The organism is Devosia sp. (assembly GCF_024707125.1).
Lineage (GTDB): Bacteria > Pseudomonadota > Alphaproteobacteria > Rhizobiales > Devosiaceae > Devosia.
Window position 1 is genome coordinate 71,163 of sequence record NZ_JANQAH010000007.1, and the last position, 21,724, is coordinate 92,886.

The 21,724-nt window shown below is 63.0% G+C and carries 21 protein-coding genes and 1 pseudogene; 20 read left to right on the forward strand and 2 right to left on the reverse strand.

The features are described from left to right. Nucleotides 1-21: 21 nt before the first annotated feature. From NVV77_RS05525 to NVV77_RS05560, 9 genes are all read left to right on the forward strand, one after another. Nucleotides 22-1,035: an FtsW/RodA/SpoVE family cell cycle protein gene (locus NVV77_RS05525; RefSeq protein WP_367178592.1), complete on the forward strand. Its 1,014-nt coding sequence runs from the start codon at nucleotides 22-24 to the stop codon at nucleotides 1,033-1,035. Next, nucleotides 1,032-1,187: a hypothetical protein gene (locus NVV77_RS21900; RefSeq protein WP_367178593.1), complete on the forward strand. Its 156-nt coding sequence runs from the start codon at nucleotides 1,032-1,034 to the stop codon at nucleotides 1,185-1,187. The genes NVV77_RS05525 and NVV77_RS21900 overlap by 4 nt, the downstream gene beginning before the upstream one ends. Continuing rightward, nucleotides 1,184-2,299: an undecaprenyldiphospho-muramoylpentapeptide beta-N-acetylglucosaminyltransferase gene (gene murG, locus NVV77_RS05530; protein WP_295411485.1), complete on the forward strand. Its 1,116-nt coding sequence runs from the start codon at nucleotides 1,184-1,186 to the stop codon at nucleotides 2,297-2,299. The genes NVV77_RS21900 and murG overlap by 4 nt, the downstream gene beginning before the upstream one ends. Next, complete coding sequence (gene murC / locus NVV77_RS05535) at nucleotides 2,296-3,714, forward strand: UDP-N-acetylmuramate--L-alanine ligase (protein ID WP_295411486.1); 1,419 nt, start codon at nucleotides 2,296-2,298, stop codon at nucleotides 3,712-3,714. Before murG ends, murC begins: the two co-directional genes overlap by 4 nt. Further along, on the forward strand, nucleotides 3,711-4,631 hold the full coding sequence (locus NVV77_RS05540) for a D-alanine--D-alanine ligase (RefSeq protein ID WP_295411487.1): 921 nt from the start codon (nucleotides 3,711-3,713) through the stop codon (nucleotides 4,629-4,631). The genes murC and NVV77_RS05540 overlap by 4 nt, the downstream gene beginning before the upstream one ends. Beyond that, nucleotides 4,619-5,500: an FtsQ-type POTRA domain-containing protein gene (locus tag NVV77_RS05545; protein ID WP_295411488.1), complete on the forward strand. Its 882-nt coding sequence runs from the start codon at nucleotides 4,619-4,621 to the stop codon at nucleotides 5,498-5,500. The genes NVV77_RS05540 and NVV77_RS05545 overlap by 13 nt, the downstream gene beginning before the upstream one ends. A gap of 11 nt (nucleotides 5,501-5,511) precedes the next feature. Continuing rightward, on the forward strand, nucleotides 5,512-6,810 hold the full coding sequence (gene ftsA, locus NVV77_RS05550; protein WP_295411489.1) for a cell division protein FtsA: 1,299 nt from the start codon (nucleotides 5,512-5,514) through the stop codon (nucleotides 6,808-6,810). Nucleotides 6,811-6,839: 29 nt separating this feature from the next. Then, on the forward strand, nucleotides 6,840-7,223 hold the full coding sequence (locus tag NVV77_RS05555) for a helix-turn-helix domain-containing protein (RefSeq protein ID WP_295411490.1): 384 nt from the start codon (nucleotides 6,840-6,842) through the stop codon (nucleotides 7,221-7,223). Nucleotides 7,224-7,329: 106 nt separating this feature from the next. Next, nucleotides 7,330-7,908 carry an NADPH-dependent FMN reductase gene (locus tag NVV77_RS05560; RefSeq protein ID WP_295411491.1) on the forward strand — a complete coding sequence of 193 codons (579 nt, stop codon included), beginning with the start codon at nucleotides 7,330-7,332 and terminating at the stop codon, nucleotides 7,906-7,908. A gap of 116 nt (nucleotides 7,909-8,024) precedes the next feature. Here NVV77_RS05560 and NVV77_RS05565 read toward each other — a convergent pair whose 3' ends face one another. Continuing rightward, a complete protein-coding gene (locus tag NVV77_RS05565) occupies nucleotides 8,025-8,822 on the reverse strand; it encodes an aminoglycoside 6-adenylyltransferase (RefSeq protein WP_295411492.1) in 798 nt (265 codons plus the stop codon). Nucleotides 8,823-8,876: 54 nt separating this feature from the next. Continuing rightward, nucleotides 8,877-9,339, reverse strand: a pseudogene (locus tag NVV77_RS05570) (VOC family protein). Nucleotides 9,340-9,579: 240 nt separating this feature from the next. Here NVV77_RS05570 and ftsZ point away from each other — a divergent pair. The 11 genes from ftsZ to NVV77_RS05630 all read left to right on the forward strand — a co-directional run bounded on the left by ftsZ (nucleotide 9,580) and on the right by NVV77_RS05630 (nucleotide 21,699). Next, complete coding sequence (ftsZ, locus tag NVV77_RS05580) at nucleotides 9,580-11,250, forward strand: cell division protein FtsZ (protein ID WP_295411495.1); 1,671 nt, start codon at nucleotides 9,580-9,582, stop codon at nucleotides 11,248-11,250. 111 nt (nucleotides 11,251-11,361) lie between these two features. Further along, nucleotides 11,362-12,318 (forward strand): UDP-3-O-acyl-N-acetylglucosamine deacetylase, encoded by a 957-nt coding sequence (gene lpxC, locus NVV77_RS05585; protein WP_295411496.1) that lies wholly within the window; start codon nucleotides 11,362-11,364, stop codon nucleotides 12,316-12,318. 88 nt (nucleotides 12,319-12,406) lie between these two features. Then, nucleotides 12,407-13,252 carry an outer membrane protein assembly factor BamD gene (locus NVV77_RS05590; RefSeq protein ID WP_295411497.1) on the forward strand — a complete coding sequence of 282 codons (846 nt, stop codon included), beginning with the start codon at nucleotides 12,407-12,409 and terminating at the stop codon, nucleotides 13,250-13,252. Nucleotides 13,253-13,478: 226 nt separating this feature from the next. Then, on the forward strand, nucleotides 13,479-13,892 hold the full coding sequence (locus NVV77_RS05595) for a hypothetical protein (protein ID WP_295411498.1): 414 nt from the start codon (nucleotides 13,479-13,481) through the stop codon (nucleotides 13,890-13,892). Nucleotides 13,893-13,940: 48 nt separating this feature from the next. Continuing rightward, nucleotides 13,941-14,618, forward strand: coding sequence for a class I SAM-dependent methyltransferase (locus NVV77_RS05600; RefSeq protein ID WP_295411499.1), 678 nt, complete (start codon nucleotides 13,941-13,943; stop codon nucleotides 14,616-14,618). A gap of 263 nt (nucleotides 14,619-14,881) precedes the next feature. Further along, nucleotides 14,882-16,552 carry a DNA repair protein RecN gene (recN, locus tag NVV77_RS05605; RefSeq protein WP_295411500.1) on the forward strand — a complete coding sequence of 557 codons (1,671 nt, stop codon included), beginning with the start codon at nucleotides 14,882-14,884 and terminating at the stop codon, nucleotides 16,550-16,552. Between the two features lie 149 nt (nucleotides 16,553-16,701). Next, a complete protein-coding gene (ligA, locus tag NVV77_RS05610; RefSeq protein WP_295412246.1) occupies nucleotides 16,702-18,903 on the forward strand; it encodes an NAD-dependent DNA ligase LigA in 2,202 nt (733 codons plus the stop codon). Nucleotides 18,904-18,923: 20 nt separating this feature from the next. Then, nucleotides 18,924-20,210: a hypothetical protein gene (locus tag NVV77_RS05615; RefSeq protein ID WP_295411501.1), complete on the forward strand. Its 1,287-nt coding sequence runs from the start codon at nucleotides 18,924-18,926 to the stop codon at nucleotides 20,208-20,210. After that, the gene (locus tag NVV77_RS05620; RefSeq protein ID WP_295411502.1) at nucleotides 20,210-20,731 is read left to right on the forward strand and encodes a hypothetical protein; all 522 of its coding nucleotides are present in this window, start codon (nucleotides 20,210-20,212) and stop codon (nucleotides 20,729-20,731) included. The genes NVV77_RS05615 and NVV77_RS05620 overlap by 1 nt, the downstream gene beginning before the upstream one ends. Before the next feature lie 102 nt (nucleotides 20,732-20,833). After that, the gene (locus tag NVV77_RS05625) at nucleotides 20,834-21,163 is read left to right on the forward strand and encodes a hypothetical protein (RefSeq protein WP_295411503.1); all 330 of its coding nucleotides are present in this window, start codon (nucleotides 20,834-20,836) and stop codon (nucleotides 21,161-21,163) included. After that, nucleotides 21,100-21,699: a hypothetical protein gene (locus NVV77_RS05630; RefSeq protein ID WP_295411504.1), complete on the forward strand. Its 600-nt coding sequence runs from the start codon at nucleotides 21,100-21,102 to the stop codon at nucleotides 21,697-21,699. Before NVV77_RS05625 ends, NVV77_RS05630 begins: the two co-directional genes overlap by 64 nt. Nucleotides 21,700-21,724: the final 25 nt, after the last annotated feature.

The following is a 21,724-nucleotide window of genomic DNA, read 5'->3' on the forward strand; positions in this document are numbered from 1 at the left end:
TCGAGTAGCCGGCCCAGCCACATGATGTTCTCCCGCGCCGAAAAAACGCCCCTCGCCGAATGGTGGTGGTCGATTGACCGCGAATTGCTTTCGGGCCTGATCCTGCTCCTCATTTGCGGCATGGTCCTCAGCCTCGCCGCCAGCCCGCCGGTCGCCGAGCGCATCGGTCTCAACGAATGGCACTTCGTCATTCGCCACGCCATGTTCTGCGCGCTCGCCGTGCCTGTCATGCTGGCCACCTCGCTCCTCAGCCATCGACAAGCCCGTTTCGCAGCCCTCGGCACCCTCATCGTCATGACGATCCTCCTATGGGCCACGCTCCGCTTCGGCACCGAAGTGAAGGGCGCCCGCCGCTGGATGTCCTTTGCCGGCCAATCCGTGCAGCCATCGGAATTCGTAAAACCCGCCTTTGCCGTCATCGGCGCCTGGCTCTTTTCCGAATACATGATCCACCGCAACGTGCCCGGCCGTCTCATCGCCACGGCGCTCATGCTCGTCATCGTCGCGGGCCTGCTGCTCCAGCCGGACATCGGCCAGACCGCACTGATCCTCGCCACCTGGGCCGTGCTGCTGTTCCTCTCCGGCATTTCTTGGTGGATCATCATTGGCCTCGCCGGTGCTGCCGGTGGCCTGCTCGTCGGTGCCTATGCCTTCTTCCCGCACTTCGCGCGCCGTATCGATACCTTTCTCAACCCCGAAGGCGGCGGCAATACCTATCAGATCGACCGCGCCCTGCAGTCGCTCGCCGAGGGCGGCTGGTTCGGTCGCGGCCCCGGCGAGTCCATGGCCAAGAAGCTCATCCCCGACGCGCATGCCGACTATGTCTTCTCCGCCGCTGCCGGCGAATACGGCATTCTCTTCTGCATGGCGCTTGTCGGCCTCATCGCCTTCATCGTGCTCCGTGCCATGATGGGTGCGCAGCGCCAGCAAAGCCTTTTTGCCCGCCTTGCCGCCTCCACAATCGCCATCCAGTTTGCCATGCAGTCGGGCATCAACCTCGCGGTGAATCTCAACCTGATTCCCCCAAGGGCATGACGCTGCCATTCGTGTCCTATGGTGGCACGTCCATGCTTGCCGTCGCCTTCGGCATGGGGTTGATGCTGGCCATGACAAGAACAAAGCCCGAGGAGCGCATGACTACCGGCATCCCATCCTACCGCAGCGCCGTGGTCGCTCCCGCCGAATGAAGACTTTTGTACTCATGGCCGGCGGTACCGGCGGCCATCTCTTTCCCGCCATGGCGCTTGCGCAGGAACTGATCCGGCGCGGCCATGCTGTCGAGCTGATGACCGACCATCGCGTCGAAGGCTACGGCCAGGATTTCCCGGCCCGTCGCATCCACATGGTCCCCTCGGCCACGCCGAGCCTCACCAATCCCTTCAAGTTCGCCGGTGCCAGTTTTACGATTGCCAAGGGCGTCGCCAAATCCTTCGGCATCCTGCGTGCGCTGCGGCCGGACGCAGTCATCGGCTTCGGCGGCTATCCGACCTTCCCGCCCTTTATTGCGGCCAGCCTCCTCAGCGTGCCGGGCATTCTCCACGAGCAGAACGCCGTCATGGGCCGCGCCAACCGCGCCCTCAGCCGTTTTGCCGACGTGCTCGCCCTGAGCTTTGCCAAAACCCGCTTTGCCGATGATCAGGGCCTTGAAAAAGTGCTCACCGGCAATCCCGTCCGCGACCGCGTTCGTGCCATCGCCGCCAGCCCCTTTCCCGAGCTTTCCGCAACCAGCCCGATCAACCTTGTCGTCTTCGGCGGCAGCCAGGGCGCACGCGCCATTTCGGACATCGTGCCCGAAGCGATCTCGCTCCTGCCCGATACCCTGCGCTCGCGCCTTCGCATCGTGCAGCAGGTGCGTCAGGAAGATCTCGACCGCGTCACCAAAACCTATCGCCAGTCGCGCACCAGCGTCGAACTTGCACCCTTCTTCACCGATCTGCCCGAGCGCATTGCGCAAAGCCATCTGGTCATCGGCCGCTCCGGCGCGTCGACTATTGCCGAGCTGACCGTCATCGGTCGCCCCTCGATCCTCATTCCGCTGCCCGGCGCGCTCGATGCCGACCAGAAGAACAATGCTCTTGTGGTTGAAGCGGGCGGCGGCGGCTGGGTGATGGAACAGGCCGCGCTTTCGCCGCAATCGCTTGCCACTCGCCTCGAAGCACTGTTTACCGACCCCACAAGCCTCGCCAAGGCAGCCAAGGCCGCGCAAGCCCTTGGTCAGCCCCGCGCCGTTGAAAAGCTCGCCGACCTCGCTGAAAGCCTGGCCGGCCAGGGCACAAACACACTGGAATCCGCCTCATGAAAATGCCCCGCAATATCGGCCCGGTCCACTTCATCGGCATCGGCGGCATCGGCATGAGCGGCATTGCCGAAATCCTGCACAACCAGGGCTATACGGTCCAGGGCTCCGACGCCTCGCTCAATCCCAATGTCCAGCGCCTGCGCGATATGGGCATCAAGGTCGAAATCGGCCAGAGCGGCGATAACCTCGGCAAAGCCGAAGTCGTCGTCGTCTCCTCGGCGATCAAGAAAGACAATCCCGAACTGGTCGCTGCCCGCGCCCGCGCGCTGCCAATCGTGCGCCGTGCCGAAATGCTCGCCGAGATCATGCGCTTCAAGACCGCCATCGCGATCGGCGGCACCCACGGCAAGACCACGACGACGACCCTTGTCGCCACGCTCCTCGACGCCGGCAATCTCGACCCCACCGTCATCAATGGCGGCATCATCAATGCCTACGGCACCAATGCGCGCCTCGGGGCAGGGGAATGGATGGTCGTGGAAGCCGACGAGTCCGACGGCACCTTCATCAAGCTGCCCGCCGACGTCGCTGTGGTGACCAATATCGACCCCGAACACCTCGACCACTACGGCGACTTCGAAGGCGTGAAAAAGGCCTTCCACCAGTTCGTCGAAAACGTGCCCTTCTACGGCTTCGCCGTCATGTGCCTCGATCACCCCGAGGTGCAGTCGCTCGTCGGCGAAATCCGTGATCGCCGCGTCATCACCTATGGCCGCAACCCGCAGGCCGACGTGCGCCTCCTCGATATCGAGAACCGCGACGGCGTGCAGCATTTCTCCGTCGAAATCCGCGACCGCATCCGCCAGACGCAGCTCCGCATCGACGGCCTCGAACTGCCCATGCCCGGCATCCACAACGCTCTCAACGCCACTGCCGCCATCGCCGTGGCCGATCAGCTCCACGTTCCCGCCGAAGCCATCCGCAAGGGTCTGAAGGGTTTCACGGGCGTCAAGCGCCGTTTCACCAAGACCGGCGAAGTCGGCGGCGTCACCGTCATCGACGACTACGGCCACCACCCGGTCGAAATCGCCGCCGTGCTCAAGGCCGCGCGCCAATCCGCCCGCCGCGATGTCGTCGCCGTGGTCCAGCCGCACCGTTTCTCCCGCGTGCACGATCTCTTCGATGATTTCGCCGCCTGCTTCAACGATGCCGACACCGTCATCGTCGCCCCGATCTACGCCGCCGGCGAACAGCCGCTGCCGGGCGTCACCCACGAAGAACTGGTCAACCGCATCCGCGCCCGAGGCCATCGCGACGCCCGCGTGCTGAACAAGCCCGAAGACCTTGCCGCCCTGATCGCCTCGCGCGTCGCAGATGGCGACTACGTCGTCTGCCTCGGCGCCGGCAACATCACCCAATGGGCCGCCGCCTTGCCAGGTGAACTTGGCGCACTCATCGGCGAGGAAACGAAATGACCAAGCACGTCGCCGTCCTCATGGGTGGATGGAACAATGAGCGCCCCGTTTCCCTCCGCACCGGCGCCGGCTGCGCCGCCGCCCTGCGCAAGGCCGGCTACCAGGTAACCGAAGTCGATGTCGGCCGCGATGTCGTCCAGGTCCTTGCGGCCCTGAAACCCGATGTCGCCTTCAACGCTCTCCATGGCCCCTTCGGCGAAGGCGGCTATATCCAGGGCGTGCTCGAACTTCTCGAAATCCCCTATACCCATTCGGGCGTGCTGGCCTCGGCCCTCGCCATGAACAAGCATCAGGCGAAAATCCTCTTCAAGGCAGCCGGCATCCCGGTCACCGATCACGTCATCGTATCACGCGCCGAAGCCGCCCGCGCCCATGCCATGGCGCCGCCCTACGTGATCAAGCCCATCGCCGACGGCTCCAGCTTCGGCGTCTTCATCGTCAAGGCCGAAACCAGCCACCCGCCGCAGGAACTGCTGCGCGAAGACTGGACCTCGGGCGAAGAGATGATGGTGGAACGCTTCATTCCCGGCCGCGAACTCACCTGCGCCGTCATGGGTGACGTGGCCCTTGGCGTGACCGAAATCGTCACCGACCGCACCTTCTTCAACTACGAAGCCAAGTACAGCGAAGGTGGCGCCGTCCACGTTCTGCCTGCTCAGTTGAAACCGAAAATTTACGACAAAGTGCAACAATTCAGTCTAGCCGCTCATGCGGCACTCGGCTGTCGCGGACTGACGCGGTGCGATTTCCGCTACAATGATGCGGCAGGCGAGGATGGTGAACTGGTACTCCTCGAAATCAACACCCAGCCGGGTATGACCGAGGTGTCTCTGGCGCCCGAACAGGCTGCTCATGCGGGCCACTCCTATTCGGAGCTATGTGCCTGGCTGGTGGAGGATGCGAGTTGCAACAGGTAAAGAGCGAGGCATTTTTCGCCGGGGCCCGTCCCGTCGATCCCCGCACACTACCTGTCCCCGCACGCCGCTCCCCCCTGCAGCGCGTCAATAACCGTTTCAATCGCGCCTTCGTCCTTCATGGCGCCGCCATTCGTCGCTCCTTCCTGGTTGCCGGCCTGCTGGCTGGCGCGACGGCGGTCTATGCTGCCCATGAGCCCATCGGCACCGGCATCGGCGCGCTCTCGACCCTGGCCCAGGGCGGTTTTACCGAAGCTGGCCTCTCGGTTGGCGAGATTTCCATTTCCGGCCAGACCCTGACCTCCGAACAGGCGATTTTCGACGCCCTCGGCATTCAGCCCGATACGTCAACGCTGGCCTTTGACGTCGAGGCGGCGCGCGAGCGCATCTCCGAGCTTCCGGCCATCGACACCGTAACCGTCCGCAAGACCTATCCGGCTGATGTCTCGGTAGCCGTAACCGAACACGTGCCCGTCGCGCGCTGGCGGGTCGACGGCATCACCTTCGTGATCGATTCCACCGGTGCACAGATCGGCGAAGATAGCGGCGCCTATGGCGATCTGCCGCTCGTCATCGGCGATGGCGCTGCCGACGATGCCCTTGTCATGATCCGCGCCCTCGGCCACGTCCCGCAATTGCAGGACGGTCTCGTCGCCCTGTCCCGCATCGCCGACCGGCGCTGGGACATGATCTACGAGACCGGCCTCCGCATCCAGCTTCCCGAGCAGGGCGTCGCCCAGGCGCTCGTAAAACTCGCCGCTTACCAATCCGAATATCAACTGCTCCAGCGCGACCTCGACGTCATCGACCTGCGTGTCGATAGCGTCGTTGCCGTTCGGCCGACCAAACGCGAAGACCCCAAAAAATCATGATGACCGATGCGATGACATCTCGGTTGCGGCCCGTTCAGCTCGGCAAGGCTACCCTTGTCGCGGTGCTCGATATTGGCTCGACCAAGATTTGCTGTGTCATCGCCCGCCTCGTGCCCCGTGCCGAAGGCAAATCCCTGCGCGGCCGCTCGCACCAGGCTGAAGTGATCGGCTTTGGTTACGGGCCGTCCTCGGGCGTCAAAAGCGGTGTCGTCACCGACATCGAAAAGGCCGAACAGGCCATCCGCAATGTCGTCGGCATGGCCGAGCGCGCTGCCGGTCTCACACTTGAATCGGTCCTGGTCAACGTCACCGCCGGCCGCCTCGGCTCGGAGACCTTCTCCGCCGCCGTCTCGCTCGATGGCCAGGAAGTCGAGAAGACCGACATCGTCCGTGTGCTGAAAGCCGTCAATTCGCGCTCCGTCCGCCCCGAGCGCTCCATTATCCACGCGCTACCGATCGGTTACGCCTTGGATGGCCAGAAGGGCATCCGCGATCCCAAGGGCATGGTCGGCGAAAAGCTCGGCGTCGATGTCGCCGTGATCTCCGCCGAAACCCTCGCCATGCGCAATCTCGAGCTGGTGCTGCACCGCTGCCACCTGCAGATCGAAGCGCTTGTCGCCACGCCCTATGCCTCGGGCCTCGCCAGCCTCGTTGACGACGAAGCCCAGCTTGGCGTTGCCTGTCTCGATTTCGGCGGTGCCACCACCACCGTTTCCGTCTTCAACGACGGCCATCTCGTCTATGCCGATGCAATCGCCATTGGCGGCCATCATCTGACCCTCGACATCGCCCGCCAGCTTTCGGTGAGCGTGTCCGATGCCGAGCGCCTGAAGACCCTTTATGGCTCCGTGCTGCCCGGCCAGGCCGACGAGCGCGACATGATCGCCATTCAGCCGGTCGGCGCCGCGCTCGACGAAGCGCCGGGGCAGGTGGCTCGTTCGGTCCTCACCCGCATCATGCGCCCGCGCATCGAGGAAATTCTCACCGCCATCCGCGATCGCATGCAGGCCACCGGCATGATGGATATCTGCGGCCGCCGCTTCGTCCTCACTGGCGGGGGCAGCGAGCTCACGGGCCTGCCGGAAGTCGCCCGCCGCACTCTGGCGCGAAACGTCCGCAACGGCCGCCCCATGGGCATTGCCGGCCTGCCTGAAATCGCCAAGAGCGCCGCCTTCTCGACTGTCGCCGGCATGCTGGTCTATCCCCAGGTCTGCGCGCAGGAATATGTGGAGCCGCGCAACTCCCGTCGCCTCATCGGCACCGACGGTTACCTCGCCCGCGTCGGCAACTGGCTGCGTCACAGCTTTTAATCGGCCTCGGCGGCACCTAGATTGCTGCCATGAGCAAACACATCTTCAAGGATCGGGCCGCCCACGTGCCCGATTTCTGCCGCCCGACCGTGGACGTCATCGCCCAGTTCAGCGGCAAGTGGTCCATATTTGTCATGGGAAACCTGAATGGAGGTCCCCGCCGGTTTTCCGAGCTGGAAGAGTCGATCCCGGGCATATCCCAGCGCATGCTCACCCTGACCTTGCGTACACTTGAGCGCGATGGCCTCGTTTCCAGGGAAGTCACGCCGTCGATTCCGCCGCGGGTGGATTACGAACTCACCGCGCGCGGCCGCAGCGCATTGGCGCCGCTTACGGCGCTCCATCTCTGGGCGGAGGAACACAGTGACGGGATCGAGGCGTCACGTCGCGCCTTCGACGATCGGAACGTGTAACTGGCGTACATTTTTGTTCGTTCCGAACAAAAATCTCCCGATCTTGAGAGGTCCATGGGGCAGGGACCATTTCCGGTCTGGTTATTTCACCAGTCAGGAATTCACTATGACCACCAAGCCCCGCATCGGCATTGTCATCAGCACGACGCGTGCTGCCCGCTTTGCCGACAAGCCGACCCATTGGCTCAAAGCCATTGCCGAGGCGCGCGACGACATCGAGGTCGAAATTGTCGACCTGCGCGATTATCCCATGCCGTTTTTCGAAGAAGCGATGTCTCCGGGCTATGCTCCGGTCAATCACCCCGTGGCGCAGGCTTGGGCCAAGACCATGGCCGGGCTCGACGGCTACATCTTCATCACGGCCGAATACAATCACTCGATCTCCGGCGTCCTGAAGAACGCCCTCGACCACGCCTATCCTGAATATTCCAAGAAGCCCGCGGCCTTCCTCGGCTATGGCGGCGTCGGCGGCGCCCGCGCCGTTCAGCAGCTCCGCCTGATCCTCGCCGAGTTACAGGTCGCCACTCTCAAATTCGCCGTCCACATCAACGCCAACGAAATGCTGCCGCTGATGAAGGACGAAAAGGATTTTGGCGATTTCCCCTACCTCGCCGATGCCGCCAAGCTCATGCTCGATGACCTCGCCTGGTGGGCTGGCGCATTGAAGACCGCTCGGGCGGCCTGATCTTCTCTACACCTCCCACGGTGTCATTCCCGCGAAAGCGGGAATCCCTGTTTCCAAAACGGAGATCCCCGCTTTCGCGGGGATGACACGGTGGAAATAGAGGGCCTGTCGTGGCCTCACCAGTCCGCCTTTACTCCGAGCTTCTCCTCCAACACCCTGCGTGTCGCCGCCTCGAACGCCTCCGGCCATTCGACGCCCAGCCGCTCGGCCATTGCCCTTGCTCGCGGCATAAACACCCGTGCCACCGCCAGATGGGCGTCCATCACCGCATCTGCCGTGGCGTTCGGAAAGGGCAGGTCGCTCATGATTTTGATCTGCTCGGCCGGCAAGAGCTTGGACATGTGCAGGATGCCGCCGGTATCGGGGTCGCTGACATCCTGCATGAAAAGGTCGACGAGCAGCCCACGAAGCAGCCCGTTGCCCATCACGGCCGTCAGATACTCACCACGCCCCATCGCTACCGGCGTCAGCCCAAGGATACGGATGAATTCGTTGATCTGGCAACGCAGGGCATGCGGATTGGGCGTTTTGAGGGGCAGGGTGGCCGGCAGGCCATCATAAATGCCGTCCCGGTCGATCAGCGGCGCGACGGTGTTCTTTGCCCGCTGTCCGATATGGCCCGGCTCGACCATATAGAGATCGCAGCGCAGCCAGTCCTCAGTCACCGCATTGATCAGAAATCCGCCGCGCTCCAGCTCGTTCCAGTAGACCACAGGCGCAAGTGCGCTCAGAGCCTTGTGCCAGCGATCCGCAACACCGCGCTGGTCGTCCTTGCCGACAACAGCCAACAGGTCGACGTCGCTCCATTCGTCGTCCGACCCACGCCCAAAACTGCCGGAAAGAAAGAGGCCGCGTACAGCCTCGTCATCTGCAAGCGCGGTTTTTGCCGCGGCGATAATGTCTTGCTGGTTCATGCTGTCCTCCCAAGGGGAGCCTAGCCACGAGCCAGCCCATTGGCCAGTTCCGCCTCAACTACCGGCATAGGCCTTCTGGAGGTCCGCCAGGATCAGCTTCTTCATGCCCATCATCGCCTGCATGGCGCGTGCCGCGCCGGCCTTGTCGGGGCCGAATACGGTGTCGCGGAACTGCTTTGGCACCACCTGCCAGGAGAAGCCGAACTTGTCCTTGCACCAGCCGCACATGCTTTCTTCGCCGCCATTGTCGACGAAGGTGTTCCAGTAATGGTCCACCTCCTCCTGACCGTCACACTCGATCATTATGCTGACCGCCTCGGTGAAGGGGAATCGCGGGCCGCCGTTGAGCAGGAAGATCTGCTGGCCCGCCAGCTCGATCACTGCCGTGAAGGCTGCAGAATCAGGGGAATTGCGTACGAGCTCGATCACCTTCGAGATCCTTGAAAGTGGTCGTGTAGAACTTGATCGCCTCGTCGATACGGTCATCGAACCACAGGCAGGGCGTCAGCTTGGTCATCACATTCTCCTCTCTTAATAAATAACCAAAAGGCTATATGCATATTTGGTTATGAAATAAAACCCCGGCTGTCAAGCGGGTTTGCGGGTGCTCTCGCGGTTAATAGGGCATGAACGGGTAACCATGTTGTCTCGCAATTTGCGTAGAAGTTAACGCGGTTGGGACAATTGTTAGGCTCTGGTTAACGAATTGGCGGGTAAATCTTTACCTAACCACGCCACCTATGGGGCCAAGCCATAAATGACCATCAATCTCACGATCCCCGATATCCAGGAACTCAAGCCCCGCATTACCGTCTTTGGTGCCGGTGGCGCCGGGGGTAACGCCGTCAACAACATGATCGAGTCCGGTCTTAGCGGCGTCGATTTCGTGGTGGCGAATACGGACGCCCAGGCCCTGGCCCTCTCGAAGGCCCAGCGCATCATTCAGCTCGGTGTCGGCGTCACCGAAGGCCTCGGCGCAGGTTCGCACCCCGAAGTGGGTCGCGCAGCAGCCGAAGAAAGCTGGGATGAGATCAACGACCATCTCTCCGGCTCGCACATGGTCTTCATCACCGCCGGCATGGGTGGTGGCACCGGTACCGGTTCTGCTCCGGTTATTGCCCGCGCCGCTCGCGAGCAGGGCATTCTGACGGTTGGCGTGGTCACCAAGCCGTTCAATTTCGAAGGCAATCGCCGCATGCGTCTGGCCGAAGACGGCATCGACGAGCTGCACCGCCATGTCGATACGCTCATCGTCATCCCGAACCAGAACCTCTTCCGCGTCGCCAACGAGAAGACCACCTTTGCCGACGCTTTCGCGATGGCCGACCAGGTGCTGTTCTCCGGCGTCGCCTGTATCACTGACCTGATGGTCAAAGAGGGCCTGATCAACCTCGACTTCGCCGACGTCCGCGCCGTCATGCGCGGCATGGGCAAGGCGATGATGGGTACCGGTGAAGCTTCCGGTGAAGATCGTGCTCGTCACGCCGCCGAAGCCGCCATTGCCAATCCGCTCCTCGACGATGTTTCGATGCAGGGTGCCCGTGGCCTCCTCATCTCCATCACCGGCGGTCCCGACCTCACCCTCTACGAAGTCGATGAAGCTGCGAGCCGCATCCGTGAGGAAGTCGACTCCGACGCCAACATCATCCTCGGCGCTACCTACGATCCGGACCTCACCGGCACCATCCGCGTGTCCGTCGTTGCCACCGGCACTGACGCCACCATGGTCCAGGCTCTCGAGCCGGCAAAGCCGCATGCTTCGCGCACCCCGCTCGCCGTTCGCCGCCACGTGCCGGTCGAAACGACCCGCGCCGCTGCTCCGGCACCAGAGCCGACTGCCGAACTGATCGAAGACATCGGTTTCGAAGTCGAATCAGCCGTTGCCCAGGCCTTCGCTGCCGAACGTCCCGCTGCCGCTCCCCAGCAGCAGTACATGGAAGATGACGGCATCGTCGTTGAGCCCTACGTACCCGCCGCTGAAATGCATGCGGAGCCGGAAGAGGCTCCCATGGTTGAAGAAAAGCCGGTTCCAAGCGTCTATGTGCCCTCGCATGCAGCCCGCCCCGATGGCTATCGCCGCATGCCGCGCACCGAGGAGCTTCCGGTTGTTGCACGGCAGTCACAGCAGGCGCAGGATCGTCATGCCGAAGAGCCGCGCAATGCCCGCGCTCTCTTCAAGCGCCTTGCCTCCAATGTGGGTCTGAACCTGGGTCAGCCGCAGTCCGAACCGCGTCGCGAACCGGCCTCCAGCATGGCCGATGACGCTGCTGCCCGCAGTGCAATTGAAGCAGGCGGCGCAAGGACTTCCCGCGTTCCGCCGGCCGCCGAAGGCGCCCGTGGCAACCTCGACAATCAGGGACGCAGCCAGCCGGCCGCTCCCCAGAAGGACAGCCTCGAAATTCCGGCTTTCCTCCGCAAGCACGGTTAAAGTCTCTTAAAGAGAACTCTGTAAACGTTACTCGGCGCGGCTTCCGCGCCGAGTTTTTTTTGGCTAACAGTTGCGCGAGCGTGAGACCCTTGGGGGTGGAGTAAGTAAAGTATGAAAAAAATGTCCACACGCCAGCGCACGCTTTCCGGCGAAGTCACTTTCTCTGGATACGGCGTGCACTCTGCTGCGCCTGTTAATCTCACGATCAGCCCGGCTCCGGCCGATAGTGGCTTCCTCATTCGCCGGGATCTGGGCGAGGGCCGTATTACCCAGCCCGTTTCCGTGCATTTCTCGCGCGTCAGCCGCACGACCCTGTGCACCACGCTCGACCTCGGTGACAGCGTCAGCGTCGCGACTGTCGAGCACGTCACCTCCGCGCTGTCCGGCATGGGCGTCGATAACGCGCTCATCACCGTCGACGGCCCGGAATGCCCCATTCTCGATGGCAGCGCGCATCCTTTTGCCGCCGCCATCATGGAGATCGGCCTCGAATCCCAGCCGGCTCCGCGCAAATTCCTGAAGATCATTCGCGCCGTTACCGTGCGCAACAATGACGCTTTCGCCGCGCTTGAGCCCTATAATGGCCGCGCGCTCGACCTCGAGATCGACTTCGACTCCAAGGTCATCGGCCGCCAGCGCATGATCTTCGACTGGACGCCGCGCCGTTATCTCGACGACGTTTCCCGTGCCCGCACCTTCGGCTTTGCCCGCGACGCCAAGGCGCTGCGCCAGGCCGGCTATGCGCTCGGCTCCAGCCTCGATAATTCGATCACGGTCGATGAAGACCGCGTGCTCAATCCGAACGGCCTGCGCTACGAAGACGAATTCGTGCGCCACAAGCTGCTCGACGCCATTGGCGATCTGTCGCTTGGTGGCCTGCCCATCTGGGGCCGCTTCCGGTCCTATAAGGGCGGACATGCGCTCAATGCCCATGTCCTGGCCGGACTCTTTGCCAGCGAAGCCAATTATGAGATAGTCAACGCCGAGGATCTGCCGCTGGAAGTCGAGGCTTTCGACGACCACCCGGAAGGTTTGGGCGTTCGCCACTATCTTCGGTCTGTGCGCTGACTGGCCTTGCCGGCGGCCACGCCACAGTTTTGATCCAATTGCTAATTACGCCGCAATCGCTTGTGGAAGTTTGAGAACGGGGCACTTCGTGACTGTTAAAGTTGTAAGCCAGATGGCGAACCGGGTAGCCCGTTTTGCCGCCATGGGTTTGTTCGCTACCCTTCTCACCGCTTGCGCCGGCATGAATCTGTTCGGGCCCCCCAAGCTCAAGGAAGAGCCGATCGTTCCGGCCGCCGCCCTTTACCAGGGTGCGCTGGACGATATGGATCGCCAGTATTACCAGACCGCCATCAAGAAGCTCGAGCAGCTCGATCGCCAGCATCCGCGTGATGCGCTGACCGAGAAGAGCAAGCTGATGCAGGTCTATGCCCACTATCGCATCGGCAAGTTCAACGAAGCGATCCTGGCCGCCGACCGCTTCATGGCGCTCTATCCGAACGGCAAGGACGTTCCGTATGTCCTCTGGCTCAAGGGCACGTCCTATTACGGTCAGATCAAGGACATCACCAGGGATCAGCAGCTGTCGCGCGATGCGATCGACACCTATAACCTGCTGATTTCGAACTATCCGAACTCCGAATACGCCAAGGACGCCAAGGAAAAGCTCCTCGTCGCCTATGACCAGCTCGCGGGCAAGGAAATGTCCGTCGGCCGCTACTATCTCGGCAATGGCGAATACACCGCCGCCATCAACCGCTTCCGCGAAGTCGTGGAGAAGTGGCAGACCTCGACGCATATCGAAGAAGCCCTCTACCGCCTGACCGAAGGCTACCTGCTGCTTGGCCTCACCAACGAAGCCATGTCCGCCGCCGCCGTCCTCGGCCACAACTACCCGTCCAGCGACTGGTACAAGCGCGCCTTCGAACTTCTGGGCAAGCAGGGCCTTGCCCCCCAGCTCAACTCCGGCAGCTGGCTAGCCGCCCACAAGAGCTGAGTTTTCAGCACTGGAATTTTGAAAGGGCCCCCGGGGCCCTTTTTGTTTTGGCTGCCCACCTGCGGTGAGGGGCCTCTGAGTTTCTCGTCGGCAAAAACCTAACCTTGATCGTCACCACCGGGCTTGTCCCGGTGGTCCATGCTGAGGCGAGGTGGATTGCCGGGACAAGCCGGCCAATGACGAAGGGAGGGTATCTGCCAGCGACGCGGGGCGCTAAGCTCCGTTTATGGCCCCAAAGCTCACCATCCCCGCGCAACTAGCTGGCATCCCGTACAACGCCGCCATCCATCCCGGCGTCGCGCATCCTGCCGATCTGTCGACTGGCGCCAATTGCCAGGTTTTCGCCTACGCGCTCCTCGCCCATTTCGGCATTGCCTTTCCACCCCTGCGGTCGAGCGAACTCTGGGCCGACACAGAGCATTCACGGGTGGTCACCGAGTTCCAACCTCTGGATCTTCTCCTCTTCGGCAAAACCTCCGACGCCTTCGGCGCCCATGTGGCTGTTCATGTCGGCGAGGATAGGGCGATACACCTGTCCCGCGCCGTCGGTTTGCCCGTCGACTGGGCTATCGAAGACTTCGCAGCCTACGAAAATTACCGCGTGCTGATCGGCGCCAAGCGTCCGTACGTCCGGGTTTGACATCCGCGACCCCAAGCCCCATTTCCCGGGAAACGGAGCGCCAGACCAATGCCCCCATCCCCCTTCGACGCCCAAGCCGCCCGCCACTATGCCGAAGGCCCGCCGCGCCAGGTGCCCGGATTCACCAGCCTCCATCGCATGATGAACCTGCTCCTCGCCGAAACGGTGCCCGATGATGCGCACGTTCTCGTCCTCGGCGCCGGGGGCGGTCTCGAACTGAAGGCCATGGCCGATTTTCGCCCCGGCTGGCGTTTCTCCGGCGTCGACCCTTCGGCCGACATGCTCCAACTCGCCCGCCAGATCACCGCCGAGCACGCCACGCGCATCGACCTCACCGAAGGCTATATCGACGCCGCTCCTGAAGGCCCCTTCGCCGCGGCCACCAGCCTTCTCACCTTCCATTTCATCCCACGCGATCAGCGCCTTGAAACGCTTCGTCAAATCCGTCGCCGCCTGAAACCCGGCGCGCCCTTCATCCTCGCCCATATCAGCTTCCCGCAGACCGAACCCGAGCGCTCGACCTGGATCGCCCGCCACGTCGCCTATGGCCAGGCCGACGATGTCGATCCCACAGTCGCCGCCAAAGCCCGCGAAGCCATCGGCACCCGCCTGACGATTCTGGCGCCCGAAGAGGAAGAAGCCATGCTCAGCGAAGCCGGTTTTTCCAACATCAGCCTCTTCTACGCCGCCTTCAGTTTTCGCGGCTGGGTGGCCTACGCGGAGTAGGCGTGCCCGACCGCTACCCAACCCGCGGTGTCATTCCCGCGAAAGCGGGAATCTCCGCTCAACCGCAATACCCCCTTCATCGTCATTGCCGGGCTTGTCCCGGCAATCCATCTCTTCACTCGCAACAACCCTAGTTGCCATTTTGTTCTTTTTCTCTATCATGCCTTCCCATTCGCATTGCTGTGCGAAAGTTAATCGCCGCTGACGCCGGGCCGGCCCTCAAATGCTATGAGGAAGGCCCGACAGGCCTTGGATAGATCCGCATGCTGAACGCGCTTTCGGTTCGCAACATTGTCCTTATCGACCAGCTCGACCTGGCTCTCGATACGGGCATGACCGTCCTCACCGGCGAGACCGGTGCCGGCAAATCCATTCTGCTCGATGCGCTCACCCTGGCCCTTGGCGGCCGCGGCGACGCTTCGCTCGTCCGGCAGGGCCAGGAGAGCGGGCAGGTGGTTGCCATGGTGCAGCTTCCGTCCGCCCACCCAGCCCGCGCGCATCTGCGCGACAATGCCATTGCCGACGACGAAGAAGTCATTCTCCGCCGCGTGCAGTTCGCTGATGGCCGCACCCGCGCCTTCATCAACGATCAGCCGGTTTCCGCCGCCCTTCTGCAAAAGATCGGCAGCCAGATCATCGAAATCCACGGCCAGCACGACGACCGGGCTCTCGTCGATGTCGCCACTCATCGCGCTGCCCTCGATGCCTTTGGCGAACTCGCTGTGCCTGCCGTCGCCGTACGCGAAGCCTGGGCCGACCTCGTCGAAATCCAGCAGTCCGTACGCGAGCAGCAGACCCGCGTCGCCGAAGCCCTCGCGGCCGAAGACTATGCCCGCCACACGGTCGAAGAGCTCGAAAAGCTGAAGCCTGTCGTAGGCGAAGAAGCTGAACTCGCCGAGCGCCGCCAGCAATTGCAGCAGGCCGAAAAGTCCGCTTCGGACCTCATCGAGATCGATGAAATTCTCAACGGTCCCAGCGCGCCATCTCCGGCGCTGTCCGGCCTTATGCGCCGTCTCCTGCGCAAGATCGATGGCGGCGCCGAACTCTTCCAGCCCATCGTCGACGCGCTCGATGCGTCGTTGGTGACGCTGGACCGCGCTGGGGAAGCGCTCGAGGACCTGCAGCGCCAGATGGCCTATGACCCGGCCGAGTTGGAAGGCGTCGAGGAACGCCTCTTCTCGCTGCGCGCGGCCGCCCGCAAGCATCAGGCAACTTGTGACGAACTGCCCGCGATTCTGGGAAAATATCAGGGCGACCTCGATACCCTGCAGAGCGGGGAAAGCCGCCTCAAGGCGCTGGAGGCCGATGAAGCCCGCGCACGCTCTTGCTATCGCGAAGTCGCCGAAACCCTCTCCTCGGGCCGCGCCAAAGCCGCCAAGGCACTAAGCAAGGCCGTCGAGGAGGAACTGCCGGACCTGAAACTCGGCGCCGCCAAATTCATTGTCGATCACCAGATCGAGACCGACCGCGTCGCTGCCGCCGGTTTTGACCAGATCGCCTTCCACGTCCAGACCAATCCGGGCACGGCCGCCGGCCCCTTGCTCAAGGTTGCTTCGGGCGGCGAATTGAGCCGCTTCCTCCTGGCCCTGAAGGTTGTCCTTGCCGATCGCGGCTCTGCGCCGGTCCTGATTTTTGACGAAATCGACACTGGCGTCGGTGGTGCCGTGGCCGACGCCATCGGCCGCCGTCTCGCGCGCCTCGCCAAGACTGTGCAGGTGCTCACCGTCACCCACGCCCCACAGGTGGCGGCCCGTGCCAACCGGCATCTGCTCATCGAAAAGCAGATGGTGGAGGAGGGGGCCTTCATGCGCACCCATGTCCGCCCATTGGAACCCGATTCCCGGCAGGAAGAAGTCGCCCGCATGCTGGCTGGTGCCGAAATCACGTCGGAAGCCCGTGCTGCTGCCAAGAAATTGCTCGCCGCGGTGAAATAACCCACCTCGGCGCCGAGGCGTCCACGCCACCATGTCATTCCCGCGAAAGCGGGAATCTATGTTTTGCGCCACGGAATTCCCGCTTTCGCGCGAATGACACCGTGGCTAAATATCTTTGTCCCGCCTGTGCCGAGTGAGCTATGTCCGACCTGTCCCAAAAGCCCGCCGCCGATCTCACCGAAGACGAAGCCCGGCTTGAGCTCGAACGGCTCGCCACCGCCATTGCCGCGGCCGACATCGCCTACCACCAGAACGACGCGCCTGAGATCACCGACGCGGCCTATGACGCATTGGTCATCCGCAATGCCGAGCTCGAAGAAGTCTTTCCCGAGTTGGTGCGCCCCGACAGTCCCACCGGCCGCGTCGGCGCCGCGCCTGCCGAAGGCTTTGCCAAGGTGCGCCACGCCGTGCCCATGCTCAGCCTCGCAAAGGCCTATACCGACGAAGACGTGGTCGACTTCATCGAGCGCGGCCGCCGCTTCTTCAAGCAGGATGAAGGCCTCGAGATCGCTTTCACCGCCGAGCCCAAGATCGATGGCCTTTCGGCCTCGCTCCTCTACGAAGACGGCGTCTTCGTCCGCGGCGCCACCCGCGGCGATGGCTCGGTAGGCGAAGACATCACCGCCAATCTTCGCACCATCGCCGATATCCCGCACAAGCTCAAAGGCTCCGGCTGGCCCAAGAGCATCGAGGTCCGCGGCGAGGTCTACATGACCTATGCCGAATTCCAGGCTCTCAAGGAGCGTTCGGCTGCGGTCGGCGGCCAGAACTACGTCAATCCGCGCAACACCGCCGCCGGCTCCCTTCGGCAAAAAGACCCCAGCGTCACCGCCAGCCGAAATCTCAAATTCTTCGCCTATGCCTGGGGCGCGACGTCCGAAGACCCGGCGCCGACCCAATATGACGTCGTGCAGAAATTCGCCGAATGGGGCTTTGCCATCAGCCCGCTGATGGCGCGCGCCAAGTCGGTCGAGGAACTGATCGCCCAGTATCACAAGATCGAAGAGCTGCGCTCCTCGCTCGGCTATGACATCGATGGCGTCGTCTACAAGGTCGACCAGCTCGAACTCCAGCGCCGCTGGGGTTTTGTCACTGGCGAACCCCGTTGGGCCGTCGCCCACAAATTCCCCGCCGAACAGGCCATGACCGTTGTCCGCGACATCGAAATTCAGGTCGGACGCACCGGCACGCTGGCCCCGGTCGCGCGCCTCGACCCCGTCGGCGTTGGTGGCGTCACCGTCGTCAACGTTACGCTCCACAACGAAGACTATATCGCCGGGCGGGACAGCAATGGCCTGCCGATCCGCGAGGGCAAGGATATCCGCATCGGGGATACGGTGATCATCCAGCGGGCAGGGGATGTCATCCCCCAGATCGTCGACGTCATCCTCGACAAGCGCCCGGCCGAGGCGCAGCCCTATGTGATGCGCGATACCTGCCCGGTCTGCGGCTCGCCCGCCGTGCGCGAAATCAACGAAAAGACCGGCAAGGAAGATTCCCGCCGCCGCTGCACCGGCGAAATGATCTGCCCCGCCCAGGCCGTCGAAGGCCTGCGCCACTTCGTTTCCCGCGGCGCCCTCGATATCGAAGGCCTTGGCGCGGAAAACATCGACACCTTCTTCAATGCCGGCCTCATCCGCACCGCCGCCGACATTTTCACCCTCAGGGACCGTCGCCCCGAGGTGCAAAAGGCCCTGGCCGAACGCCGCGAGGAACAGGCAAAAGCCCGCGAAGCCGCCTCCGGCAAGACACGCAAAAACGTCCGCGGCGTCGAAGACCGCAACTATGAAGGCCTCGACAAGCTGTTCGCCGCGATAGACGCGCGCCGCAATCCAGAGCTGGACCGCTTCATCTTCGCCCTCGGCATCCGCCATATCGGGGAAACCACGGCCTCCGTTCTCGCCCGCACTTTTGGCTCGATTCAAAAGCTCGAAGAAGCCGGCAAGGAAATGGTCGCCGCCGAAGACCCCATGGCCGTCTTCCCCTCTACCGACGGCATCGGCGGCACGGTGGTGGAAGCGCTCGTCAGCTTCTTCGGCAATCAGCGCAATGTCGACGCGCTCGACGCGCTGCTGAAACAAGTGACGCCGAAGGACTATGTCGTCACCATTTCCGCCGATAGCCAAATTGCTGGCAAGACGGTGGTTTTCACCGGTACGCTCGAAAAAATGTCACGATCCGAAGCCAAGGCTATGGCCGAACGGCTTGGCGCCAAGGTCGCCGGCTCGGTTTCGGCCAAGACCGACATTCTGGTCGCCGGCCCCGGCGCCGGCTCGAAACTGAAGACGGCGCAGGAGCATGGCGTCGAAGTCATCACCGAAGACGAGTGGTTCGCACGCGTCGGCAGATAGTTTTCGAGGGAGAGGGTCGCATGAGGTTTTTTGGGGTCGCTGCGTGTTTTGCACTCGCCTTGAGTGCTGGTGCGGCACAAGCCGGCGAGGCGGGTGACCAGCTCGCCCAAAGTCTCTACGACGGCACGCTCGCCGATCTCGCCGCTCGCTCGACAGCCGCGTGTGAAGCGGGCGAGGGCGATGCCTGCTTTGCGCTGGGCCTTGATGGCTTTATCACGGCCTACGAAACCTTCGCCCAGGGCCTTTATCGCCACGGCGCAGTCACCCCAAATTCCCCCGCCTTGGGCATGCTCCTCGGCATGGGCCTCGATACGCCCTCGGGGCCGACCAATCCCAACCCTGAACCGCTGACCTACGAGCAGTTCCGCGATCTCCTCGATACATTCTCCAAGAGCCTCGACACCGCCGCCGCCCACATGAAGCAGGCCGGCGTCGGCACGCCCTTCGTCGTCCATATCGACCCGCTAAAAGTCCGCATCGACCTCGATGGCAATGGCGAGGCAAGCGCGGCCGAAACCCTCGGGGCGCTGCTCGGCGATGCCGGTGACCTCATCGACATCCCGGCGCCCGATGCGCCACCGTCGGGCAAGAGCAAGTCCAAGGAGCCCGAGCCCCCAAGCACGATCATCGGCTTCGACAATGCCGACGCGATCTGGTTTGCCGGCTACGCCAACATCAGCGCCACGCCGGTCGAAATCACGCTGGCGCATGATTTTTCCGACTTCTTCAACGCCTATTTCCACCGCATCTTCCCCAAGGCGGGCCTGCTCATGCAGGATTTTTCGCGCGGCGAAGGCACCTTGATGATGGATGCCGATAGCGACGCTTTCATCGCCGATATCATCGCGGCCATCCACACGGCCGATTTCCCGGTGGTCGACCGCGCCCGCCTCGCCGCGGTGCCCGCGCGCCTTCACGCCATCACTGCTCTCAGCCGCCAGAACTGGGAAATGATCATGGCCGAAACCGACGATGACAGAGAACTGCTGCCGTCGCCGACCCAGACCTCCCTGGTGCCCGATCAGGCCATCACCGAGGATGTGGTGAAAGCGTGGTCCGCCACGCTCGACCAGCTCGATCTCATCGTCGATGGCAAGCTGCTGATCCCGCATTGGCGCTTCAGCAAAGGTTTTAACCTCAAGACATACTTCGAGACGGCTACCGAAACCGACCTCGTCATGCTCTTTACTGGCCACGACGCCTTGCCCTATCTCAGCGATGGCCCGGTCGCCGATGCCGAGGCTTTTGCCGAGCTCAACCGTGTCATGGGCGAAGAGTGGCCCATGTTTGCCCTGTGGTTCAATTGATGCTGCGCACCATCACCATCCTCGGCCTTTCCCTCGCCGTCCTGCCGGCCCTGGCCGCGCCCATTCCCGTCTTCGACGAGCCCAAGGCGCTGCTCGAAGCCATCTATGGCCAGATCGAAAGCTACGAAGCGGCCTACACCAACGGCACCTTCGACCCCGACGCCAGTTTCGACGACGTGGAATCCTTCGCCACCCATCTCGGCGCGCTGCTGCAGGAAGCGGACGAAAAGGTTCACGCTACCGGCAGCGAAATGGGCGCCCTCGATTTCTCGCCTTTCATCAATGGGCAGGATTCGGGCGGCCAGACCTATGTCATCCACGATCCAAAGGTGAAGGGTGATCGCGCGGTTACCGATGTGGAGATCCTGCAGTCCGGCGATCCGCTCTATACGATCACCTTCCATATGGTCGACGAAGGCGCCGACCGCGGCTGGAAGATCGACGAAATCCTGCTGCCCAATGGCGATTCCGAGGGCACCTGGCCTCTGTCCGAATATCTGGCCGATCCGCTTCTCCCCTAGACCGGCGCGCAAAGCGTCCGGCTGCCCGTCATAAATCAACGCGGCTTCCGCACGGGATGCCCGGCCTTTAGTGATCGCTTCCGTTCAGTGCGGGAGGGTCCAGTGCGTCCTGGTTTTGCTTTGTGTCTGCTTCTCGCTCTGGCTGGTCCGGCGAGCGCCCAGACCGATCCGTTCGCGGGCAATCCGCGGGCCACGCTTCGCGTCAGCATCGAGCTGTCCGGCAGCGCCCGCGAAAATTTCCCCAATGGCGTCGAATGGGCCGCCATTGCTGCCGTGCGCCGACTCGATCTCTCCTATGAGCTGGTCGATGTCGCCAACGATGGCCTCCCCATCGTTGGCGGCGTGCCGGCAGGGCAGTGCCGCCGGCCATGCAGGATCTTGAAAAGAAACTTGCCGATTGCGGGGAAAGCCAGGTCTGCCTTGCCGGGGTGATGATGGCCTTCGCCCAGAGCGGGCAGGGCGGAGAAAACCCCTTTGCCGCGATGACCGGCATGCAGCCGGGTCGCTATCGTAATTTCGCCGGCGATCGCACCGGCACGTGCGCCGAGGGCACGGTCACGGTGCAGGATGTGCTTCAGGGCGTCACCATACCGCCGCCCAATCCTGCCGTGGCCTATCGCTTCTCCCGCGATGGCGCGCTCGACCTGCCGCAGACCGATTCTGCCGTCACCGACACGCTTTGCGCCGCGGAAGTGTCGGTCGATACCGCAACCAATGAAGTCAGCCTGCGCCTGTCGCTGCAGGGCCTGCCCGTCCCGGTCACCCTCGGACCCGGCGCCTTCACCGATGAGAGCAGCACCGCTTTTGCCGAGGGCGAGGGGCCGCTCGAATTGCTCAGTCAGGCAACGACCGGCGGCAAGGTGCTGACCGGCTCCACCGGTATTGAGTACGGCTCCGCCTCGCACAATTCCGGCCAGGTTTCCGCTGATCTTTCGGGCAAGATTTCGTGGAGTCTGGACTACGAATAGGCCGTGGACAGGAAGGGGGACATGA